Origin of the sequence: Serratia sp. M24T3 (assembly GCF_000257645.1) — a bacterium.
In the GTDB taxonomy this organism is placed as follows: domain Bacteria; phylum Pseudomonadota; class Gammaproteobacteria; order Enterobacterales; family Enterobacteriaceae; genus Rouxiella.
Genome location: NZ_AJHJ01000034.1, coordinates 41,839 through 50,979, shown reverse-complemented (window position 1 = coordinate 50,979; position 9,141 = coordinate 41,839). Strand labels below are relative to the sequence as shown.

Annotated in this window: 8 protein-coding genes; 4 read left to right on the top strand and 4 right to left on the bottom strand. The window is 51.1% G+C overall.

What is annotated here, in order from left to right; translation table 11 throughout:
• Positions 1 to 53: 53 nt before the first annotated feature.
• Both rplY and SPM24T3_RS19720 read right to left on the bottom strand, forming a co-directional pair.
• Positions 54 to 338, bottom strand: coding sequence for a 50S ribosomal protein L25 (gene rplY / locus SPM24T3_RS19725; protein ID WP_009638577.1), 285 nt, complete (start codon positions 336 to 338; stop codon positions 54 to 56).
• Positions 339 to 486: 148 nt separating this feature from the next.
• Complete coding sequence (locus tag SPM24T3_RS19720) at positions 487 to 2,256, bottom strand: DEAD/DEAH box helicase (RefSeq protein ID WP_009638576.1); 1,770 nt, start codon at positions 2,254 to 2,256, stop codon at positions 487 to 489.
• 319 nt (positions 2,257 to 2,575) lie between these two features.
• On the opposite strand from SPM24T3_RS19720, the gene rsuA reads away from it, so the two are divergent.
• Both rsuA and SPM24T3_RS19710 read left to right on the top strand, forming a co-directional pair.
• Positions 2,576 to 3,280 (top strand): 16S rRNA pseudouridine(516) synthase RsuA, encoded by a 705-nt coding sequence (rsuA, locus tag SPM24T3_RS19715; protein WP_009638575.1) that lies wholly within the window; start codon positions 2,576 to 2,578, stop codon positions 3,278 to 3,280.
• 42 nt (positions 3,281 to 3,322) lie between these two features.
• Positions 3,323 to 4,546 (top strand): Bcr/CflA family multidrug efflux MFS transporter, encoded by a 1,224-nt coding sequence (locus SPM24T3_RS19710; RefSeq protein ID WP_037379223.1) that lies wholly within the window; start codon positions 3,323 to 3,325, stop codon positions 4,544 to 4,546.
• An 82-nt stretch (positions 4,547 to 4,628) separates the two neighbouring features.
• On the opposite strand, the gene SPM24T3_RS19705 is transcribed toward SPM24T3_RS19710, so the two are convergent.
• Both SPM24T3_RS19705 and SPM24T3_RS19700 read right to left on the bottom strand, forming a co-directional pair.
• On the bottom strand, positions 4,629 to 5,972 hold the full coding sequence (locus SPM24T3_RS19705) for an MFS transporter (RefSeq protein WP_009638573.1): 1,344 nt from the start codon (positions 5,970 to 5,972) through the stop codon (positions 4,629 to 4,631).
• Positions 5,973 to 6,221: 249 nt separating this feature from the next.
• Positions 6,222 to 7,205, bottom strand: coding sequence for a LacI family DNA-binding transcriptional regulator (locus SPM24T3_RS19700; RefSeq protein WP_009638572.1), 984 nt, complete (start codon positions 7,203 to 7,205; stop codon positions 6,222 to 6,224).
• Positions 7,206 to 7,567: 362 nt separating this feature from the next.
• Here SPM24T3_RS19700 and idnO point away from each other — a divergent pair, with 362 nt between their 5' ends.
• The gene (idnO, locus tag SPM24T3_RS19695) at positions 7,568 to 8,332 is read left to right on the top strand and encodes a gluconate 5-dehydrogenase (protein ID WP_009638571.1); all 765 of its coding nucleotides are present in this window, start codon (positions 7,568 to 7,570) and stop codon (positions 8,330 to 8,332) included.
• A 44-nt stretch (positions 8,333 to 8,376) separates the two neighbouring features.
• Complete coding sequence (locus SPM24T3_RS19690; RefSeq protein ID WP_009638570.1) at positions 8,377 to 9,132, top strand: SDR family oxidoreductase; 756 nt, start codon at positions 8,377 to 8,379, stop codon at positions 9,130 to 9,132.
• Positions 9,133 to 9,141: the final 9 nt, after the last annotated feature.

Here is a 9,141-nt window from a genome sequence, read left to right as displayed (position 1 = left end):
GTTTTTTATTGTTCTCGCTTAGGCGTCCCTAGGCGCATCTGCTCAGTTTGCGATTAAACGCGAACGAAGTCGATGTGAGCCAGTTTTGGCTTGAACGGGTGACGCTGTACAGATTGTACTTTAACTTTGGTTTCTTTACCGTCGATAACCAGAGTAATTACATCGCTGTAAAATTCCGCTTTCAGTTCCTGGTTCTTTACAGAGTCATGGTCCAACTCGATAGAAACAGGTTCAGCAGAGCCACCGTAAACGATAGCTGGGAATTTGTTTGCTGCGCGCAGGCGGCGGCTCGCACCCTTACCCTGCGCAGTACGTACTTGTGCATTAATAGTAGTCATGATTTTTCTCTTAAAAAGAAAATTACTGTTACAGGCGACCCAGCAACAGGTGATAGATCTTCGCTCCGCACATGGCGAAAGCGGGCGGTATGTTACCGAAGTATCGCCTGTACGGCAAATGATTAATCCCTGAGAATGCCTTAAATCGTTAGCCGCGTAGCTCGTAAGCGCGGCGAAAACGCCCCTGATAGTCAAAGATCTTCTCGCGGATCTGCCAGAAACGGCCCTTCATGCGTGCGACCACAAAATCAGGATGCCGAAGCAGGGCCTGCTGCGCGATGATATCGGCGGCAGTTTTCCACACCAGCTCAATACCCGGCGCACGCTGGTGCGGGCGCATGAAACTATGTAAAAAGGCGGTGCGCTGGGCCGGAGTTTGCAAACGATATCTTTCGCTGGCATTGGCTCCGTCCTCATCGTAATAGGTGATTTTCAGCCATTCGCCTTTATCATCCTGACCGGTTTCCAGATTCATTCCACCGCAACGCAGCACCAGCGCATCTTTCAACTTTTGCGCAGCCTTGAGCATGTCGTCGGGATCGACCAGAACTTCCTGACACTGATGGCAGCGCCTGGCTGCGATATCGTTTTCTGCACCGCAGTGCGGACAGCTTTTGAAGCGGAATCTGAAATCACACTGCTCGCGATTGTCATCATCGTCTTCAAGAACGCCCTGACAGCGGCGGCCAAAATGTTCAATAACCGTGCCATCTTCAGTAGTTTTGCCCCAGAAAATATTGGCAAAGCCGCAGGCGGGGCAAAACACTTGCACCGGTTTATTATCGCTACCCGGCTTGTGACTGCCCACTTCGGGGGTGAACAGGTCGTGCGGGTTGCCAGCGTAGTCGAGGATTAGGCAGTCAGTTTTATCTGCTGCCAGTCGCAGGCCACGCCCGACAATCTGCTGATACAGGCTAACCGATTCGGTAGGGCGTAAAATAGCAATCAAATCAACGTGTGGCGCGTCGAAGCCGGTGGTCAGCACCGAAACGTTAACCAGATAGCGCAACTGCTGTTGTTTAAACGCGTTTATCAGCCGATCTCGATCCTGTGCCGAAGTCTGGGCACTGACCAGCGCCGCCTCGCCAGCGGGAAGCAGTTTGAACACCTCCCCGGCATGTTCTACCGTCGAGCAGAAAATCATTACTCCTTTGCGGTCTTTGGAAAAGTCGATGATTTGATTAACAATGTGCGGCGTAATGCGCGCCTGCCGACGCAGCTCATCGTTGAGATCCGCCTCGGCGAACAGCCCGCTGCCATTGGGCTGCAGGCGGCTGAAATCATATTGCACCACGGGCATATCCAGCCGTTCTGGCGGCACCAGAAACTTATGCTTAATCATGTAGCGCAGCGGCAGCTCGTAGATGCAGTCGCGGAACAGGCTTTTTTCATCGCCGCGCACCATGCCCTGATAGTGGTACTGATAAATCCAGCCTTTGCCGAGACGATAGGGCGTCGCGGTCAGTCCCAACAGGCGTAAGCGCGGATTCTGGGTGCGAAGATGGGCGATAATCTGCTGATATTGGCTTTTGTCGTCGTCGCTGATGCGGTGACATTCATCAATGATTAGCAGCGAGAAGGCGCTGTCGAACTTGTCGAGATTAGGCGCGACCGACTGCACGCTGGCGAAGACTACCTTGCCTTCACTTTGCTTGATGTTCAGCCCGGCGGCGAAAATATCGGCCTGCAAACCGTATGATAGATATTTTGAATGATTCTGCGCCACCAGCTCCTTAACGTGAGCAAGCACCAACACGCGCCCGCGAGCCACCCTTGCCAGCTCGGCAATAACCAGACTTTTCCCCGCACCGGTAGGCAGTACGATCACCGCTGGCTCGTCATATTTGCGAAAATGGCGCAACGTGGCGTCGACGGCTTCTTGCTGATAGGGGCGAAGAGTAAAGGGGAGTGCTTGCATGAAGAGCTCGAAACTTACCTGTTGATAATTACAGGTTATCAGTATGCCAACATTTATCGCCTAACGCGAACCTGGGCGATGTCACTCAACGTGAAAATTTAGTCTGCTAACTTTTACAGATAGACGCGACAATGCCTGCCAAGGCCCGCTATAATGACGGCTCTAAACGGCGGGCCGACTGCCGCTCTAAATTCATTAACTCTGAATTCATTAAACAATACCTTACACCCTGCGGTTGCAGCGTTATGCAGCGGCGGGGTGTTGTATTTTATTAAAGCGCGGGCAACTTCCGCTCGCCAGCAAAGGCTAAGTAGATTCAATGCGATTGGACAAGTTTTTATCTCAACAGTTAGGCGTAAGCCGTGCGCTAGTGGCGCGCGAACTGCGTGCAAAGCGCGTTACCGTAGACGGCGAAGTGGTCAAGAGTGGTTCGTTAAAACTGACCCCGGAAATGTCCGTTGAGTTTGACGGCAACGTGCTGGAGCAGATCACCGGTTTTCGTTATTTCATGTTGAACAAACCGCAGGGCTACGTTTGCTCAACCGATGACCCGGATCATCCTACCGTACTGTACTTCCTCGAAGAACCGGTTGCTTACAAGCTCCATGCCGCGGGCCGTCTGGATATCGACACCACCGGACTGGTTCTTATGACCGACGACGGTCAGTGGTCACACCGCATCACCTCGCCAAAGCATCATTGCGAAAAAACCTATCTGGTGACGCTGGAGCTGCCGCTGGCTGAAGATACCGCCGCCCAGTTTACCGCTGGCGTTCAACTGCATAATGAAGATTCACTGACCAAGCCTGCCGTTCTTGAGCAGTTGAGCGAACACGTTGTGCGCTTGACTATCAGTGAAGGCCGCTACCACCAGGTTAAGCGCATGTTTGCCGCCGTGGGTAACCGCGTTGTCGAGCTGCATCGCGAACGCATTGGCGAGATAGTGATGGATGAAGACCTGGAGCCAGGTGAATATCGTCAATTAACTGAAGAAGAAATCGCCAGCGTAGTCGTACCGCGCTAGTTTTCAATCACAGGTTTTTCTAGCTAACAGGAGCTGTAAAAAGTGCAAGAACCCCGGACATCCCACTTAGGTCTGATCCTGATATTGGGACTGTTGTCGATGTTGATGCCGCTGGCGATCGACATGTATCTGCCGAGTATGCCGATGATTGCCCAAGAGTTTGGTGTTCCGGCTGGCAAGGTACAAATGACGCTAAGTGCTTATGTGCTGGGTTTTGCTATTGGCCAGCTTTTTTATGGTCCGATGGCCGACAGTCTGGGACGTAAACCGGTGATTTTCTGGGGCGTGCTGGTGTTTGCCATCGCGGCGGCGGCCTGTGCGCTGTCCAACTCCGTTGAGCAGTTGGTCAATATGCGCTTTCTGCATGGCCTTGCAGCAGCAGCGGGCAGCGTGGTGATCAACGCCCTGATGCGCGATATGTTCACCAAAGACGAATTCTCGCGAATGATGTCTTTTGTGGTGCTGGTAATGACCGTGGCGCCTTTGTTGGCCCCTATGCTCGGCGGTGCGCTGATGCTGTGGTTCAGCTGGCACGCAATTTTCTGGGCGATGGCGATTGCGGCCCTGATTGCTGCGGTGCTGGTGGCGGTATTCATAAAAGAAACGCTGCCCAAAGAGCGCAGGCAGCGTTTTCACATGCGCACCAGTCTGGGCAACTTTGCTTCGCTGTTTCGACACAAACGCGTGCTGAGCTACATGCTGGCCAGCGGCTTTTCTTTTGCCGGTATGTTCTCGTTTCTGAGCGCCGGGCCTTTTGTTTATATCCAGCTTAACGGCGTGTCGCCGCAGAACTTTGGCTTCTATTTCGCACTGAATGTGGTGTTTCTGGTAGTACTGACCTTTATCAACAGCCGTAATGTGCGTCGGATGGGGGCGGTAAAAATGTTCCGTCTTGGACTGATGATTCAGCTGACGATGGGGCTATGGCTGCTGGTGGTGCTCGCCTTCGGCCTTGGATTCTGGGCGTTGGTGCTGGGTGTAGCGGGTTATGTGGGCTGTATCGCGATGGTAACGTCCAATGCGATGGCGGTGATTATGGATGACTTCCCGCATATGGCTGGCACGGCGGCATCTTTGGCAGGAACGATCCGCTTTGGTACCGGTGCGTTGGTAGGCTCGCTTTTGTCGATGTTCCCGGCACACAGTGCCTGGCCGATGGTCGGTTCGATGGCGTTCTGTATCATTGCTTCCGTCGCGCTGTATTTGTATGCCAGCAGGCCGTCCAGGGTTGCTGGCACCGAGGCGAGTTCCGCTGCGGCTGAATAACGCCGCAAGCTGTCGTTCTCAAGATACGAAAAGGCCAGTGATTAACACTGGCCTTTTCATTGGCGTGACCCTAAGTTGGCGGTTATGCCGTTATACGTTGAGGTTTGTATTTTGCACGCATTACGGCGTAATGCTCCGCCAACGCTATGGCTTTGGCACCAGGGACCAGCGCGATATCACACTCTTTCGGCAACAGCGCAGTGACCATAGCAGCAATCAGCAATGAGCCGCCCAGAGCGTAAATCGCCGTGCTTTGGCCATACAGGCTCACCAAAACACCCACCAGGTACGGGCCGCAGAAGCCACCCAAATTACCTAAACCGTTAATAACACCTCGTGCGCTACCGGCCACCTCAGGAGTGGTAACCTTGCCCGGTATAGTCCAGAAACCACTGGTTGCGGCCTGCAGGAAGAATCCGGCACAGACCAGGAAGCAGTAAGAGGCGACAATGTTGGTTTTAAAAGTGACTGATAATGCCAGACTGCCGGCAAATCCTAACAATGGCAGGATGATATACAGTCTGCGCTTGCCCGTTTTATCCGACAGCACAGAGAAGGCCAAAATACCCAGCATGGTCCCGATATAAGGGATTATTGCCAGCAGACCTACTTTGCTCATGTCTCCGCCGGTCAAACCCTTGAGGATTGTTGGCAACCACAGGGTATAGCCGTAAATCCCGGTCTGATAGAAGAAGTTAATCACCACTAATTTAATGATTGAAGCATTGCGGAATACCTCTTTCAACGGGGCATTCTCAACGGGAGCCAGCTCTTTCAGCGCGTCACGTTCGCGTGTCAGCTCGGTCACCAGATAATTACGTTCACGCTCGGACAGCCATTTGGCTTCTTCAGGGCGGTCACTGATGGTAAACCACCAGAACACCATTACGACGACGGAAAGCATACCTTCAATGATGAACAGCCAGCGCCAGTCAAGTGCCTGTAAAATATAGCCAGACAGCGGCGCGGTGATCATCCCGCCAATTGGCGCAAACATCAGTACATAGGCATTGGCACGGCCGCGTTCAGCATCCGGGAACCAGTTGCTGACCATGGTTAGCACCACCGGCAGCATCCCACCCTCGGCCACACCCAACGCAAAGCGCAGGAATAGCAGTTGATATTGGTTAGTCACCATCCCGGTCAATACGGAGATGATTGCCCAGGCGACCAGTGAGCAGGCAATAAATTTTCTGCCGCTGCCGTGGACTGCAATGCTGCCACCGGGAACCTGTAAAAACAGGTAACCGATAAAGAAAATACCCGCGGCAAGACCGGCCATTGATGACGTGATGCCCAATGCGCTATCCATCCCGCCTGGCATTGCAAAGCTGATATTGACTCGGTCCATGAATGAAATAATGCAGGCGATGAGTATTGGCGTTATAACGCGAAGCCAGCGGGCCTTTGGTATTTTTTTATCCATGGGTACACCTCGTTTATTCACAGAAGCATTCCAACTATAGGGAATGAATTAATACGCGAATTCGGTTGGTACATGAAATAAGGCATTGGAATAATGTTCTTATTAACCTGATCCGTCGATGCCTTAATAAAAGCATTTCTGTCAATATAATATGTGACTCAAGTCACGTTAGATCATGTTAAAAAAGGATGTTACTGGTAACGTGATCGTTACCCCAGGAAGTGAATGGTGTAATTTTGAGATGGAAGGTTAAATTGTACCGCCGAGGGAAATACGATAATGCAGGTCAACTCTTTCAATTGTCGGAATTTTATTAATCTTTTTTAGCATGATTTCAGCTGCGACTTTGCCGATTTCGAAGCGCGGGGTGATCACGCTGGCCAGCAGTGGCGTAGTCGCCAGGCCAATATCCAGGCCGTGGAAGCCGGAGATCGCCATCTCCTGCGGTGCTCGAATGCCTAAGCGAAGACATTCCTGCAACACGCCGACGGCAATATCATCGTTGGTGCAAAGAACCGCATCAACCAGCGGATCAAACTGGCGTGCCATGGTCAACATTCCTGCGCCGATAGACACCGAAGAAACTTTATTTGGCGTAATATGCTGCGGAGTAAGTCCGTTATTTTCCATGGCTTTTCGGTATCCCTCATAACGTTTCATATCACGGGGATCGGACATCGAGCCGAAATAAACGACGTGTTTTTTGCCGCTGGCAATTAACGCCGTCGCCATATCAAACCCGGCCTGAAAATTATCAAAGCCGACGGCTATACGGCCATGGGAATCATCGAGATCCATTACCTGAGCAATAGGAATATCAGCGGCATTGAGATATTTATCGGCTTTTAGCGTGTGTACTGAATCAGTCAGGATTAGACCGGCAAGGCGGTAGGTCAGCAAATTGATAATATGTTCTTCTTCACGTTCTTTGCTGTAATCGTAATTCACTACCAGCGTTTGATAACCCTGTTCTGAGGTTACCGATTCGATGCCTGCCAACAGTTCGGAGAAAATCTGATTATTAAAAGAGGGAACAAGAATGCCTATCTTCCTGCTTTTATTCTTTTTTTCTGTTTCTTCCAGCGGAAATCCAACTTCTTGCATCACCTTGGTAATGCGTTCCCGCGTTTCTGGAGAGACTTTTTCAGGCGTGCGGAGAAACCTGCTGACGGTCATTTTAGTGACGTCGGCGAGTAACGCGATATCTTGCAGTGTGACGCGCTGATTTCTCATCCAGAAGTCCTGCTGGTGCCGCTGTGGGTAACATCAAGTGGCGGGAAAATGATACGGTTTATGTTACCAAATAGCTTATCTCATAACAACGCAATAGAAGGGCATAAAAAACTTTTACTTTCATGACGATGACACATTTTGTTGCCCTTAACACCTCTCTCTGACTGGCAAAATTTGCGTTAGGAGAAATTTATCGAATGACCCCGATCACGCTTGCGGTAACAGAGTTTCTTAACACCCAATAAAGTGATCTGCATCACAGTTTGTGGGCCGATAAACCGCTTTTATTGATGAACATCACTTTATTCATTTGATCGTGGGTCTCACGAACTCTATTCGTTTTTAACGTCAGGAAAATCACAATGACAAATTTATTCTCCCTGGATAACAAAAAAATTCTGGTTACCGGTTCTTCGCGCGGACTGGGTTTCCTCTTGGCAAAAGGTCTGGCTGAAAATGGCGCCGAAGTCATCATCAACAGCACCACGCAGGAATCAGCGGCTAAAGCTGCCGAAGCTTTGCGTGCCGAAGGTTTTATTGCTCATGCGGTCGCTTTTGACGTTACTCAAAGTGTTGCAGTGAATCAGGCGATCGACAAAATTGAAAAGGAAATCGGGCCTATCGACGTGCTGGTCAACAATGCCGGGATTCAGCGTCGCCACAAGTTTACCGAATTCCCGGAAAAAGACTGGGACGACATCGTAGCGGTAAACCAGAAATCGGTATTCCTGGTTTCACAGGCGGTTGCTCGTTACATGGTCAAGCGCGAGCGCGGCAAAATCATTAACATCGGCTCGATTCAAAGTGAGCTGGGTCGCGACACCATCACCCCATACGCTGCTTCAAAAGGCGCGGTCAAAATGTTGACCCGCGGCATGTGTGTCGAGCTGGCCCGCTATAATATTCAGGTCAACGGCATTGCTCCCGGCTATTTCAAAACTGATATGACCCAGGCGCTGGTGGATAACAAAGAGTTCTCCGACTGGCTTTGTAAAAGAACGCCAGCCGCCCGTTGGGGTAATCCTGAAGAGCTAATCGGCGGTGCGGTTTACCTTTCTTCTCGCGCGTCAGATTTCGTAAACGGCCAGCTGCTGTTTATCGACGGCGGCATGATGGCGGCGGTCTGATCGCTGATTTTTTGCAATCAAGCTGAATAGATTTTGGATACCTTATGATCACAACTGATAAGAAAATTGCATTGATTACCGGTGCCGGCAGTGGCATCGGGTTGAGTGCTGCCAAAGCATTGGTGGCCAGCGGGTTTCTGGTTATTTTGACTGGGCGCAATCAGGATAAACTGCAAAAGGCTGCCGCGCTGTTTGAGCCGGGGCAAGTTCATGCGCTGACGGTAGACGTCACCGATCCCAAGTCGGTCGCGACGCTGTTTTCAACGGTGCAGGAGACTTTTGGTCGTTTAGATGTGTTGTTTAACAATGCCGGAACCAACGTCAAGGAACAGCCGATTGAAGACCAGCCTTATGAAGACTGGCTGACGGTGATTAATACCAACCTTAACGGCGCCTATTTGTGTACTCAGGCGGCAGTAAAATTGATGAAACAGCAAACGCCAATCGGCGGAAGAATCATCAACAACGGGTCAATTTCAGCCCATACTCCACGCCCGTATTCAGCGGCTTATACGGCCAGCAAACACGCTATTACCGGCCTGACTAAAAGCACCTCGCTGGACGGTCGACAATACAACATTGCCTGTGGGCAAATTGATGTGGGAAATGCTGCCACTGATATGGGCAACAAGGCATTGGGCGGCAGATTACAGGCTAATTTCGAGCTGGAACCCGAGCCGGTAATGCCGGCAGACAAAGTCGGAGAAGCCGTGGCGTTTATGGCTAATCAGCCAGATGGTACCAATATTCTGACTTTGACGGTAATGGCTACCGCGATGCCGTTCGTGGGCCGCGGATAACGTTTCATT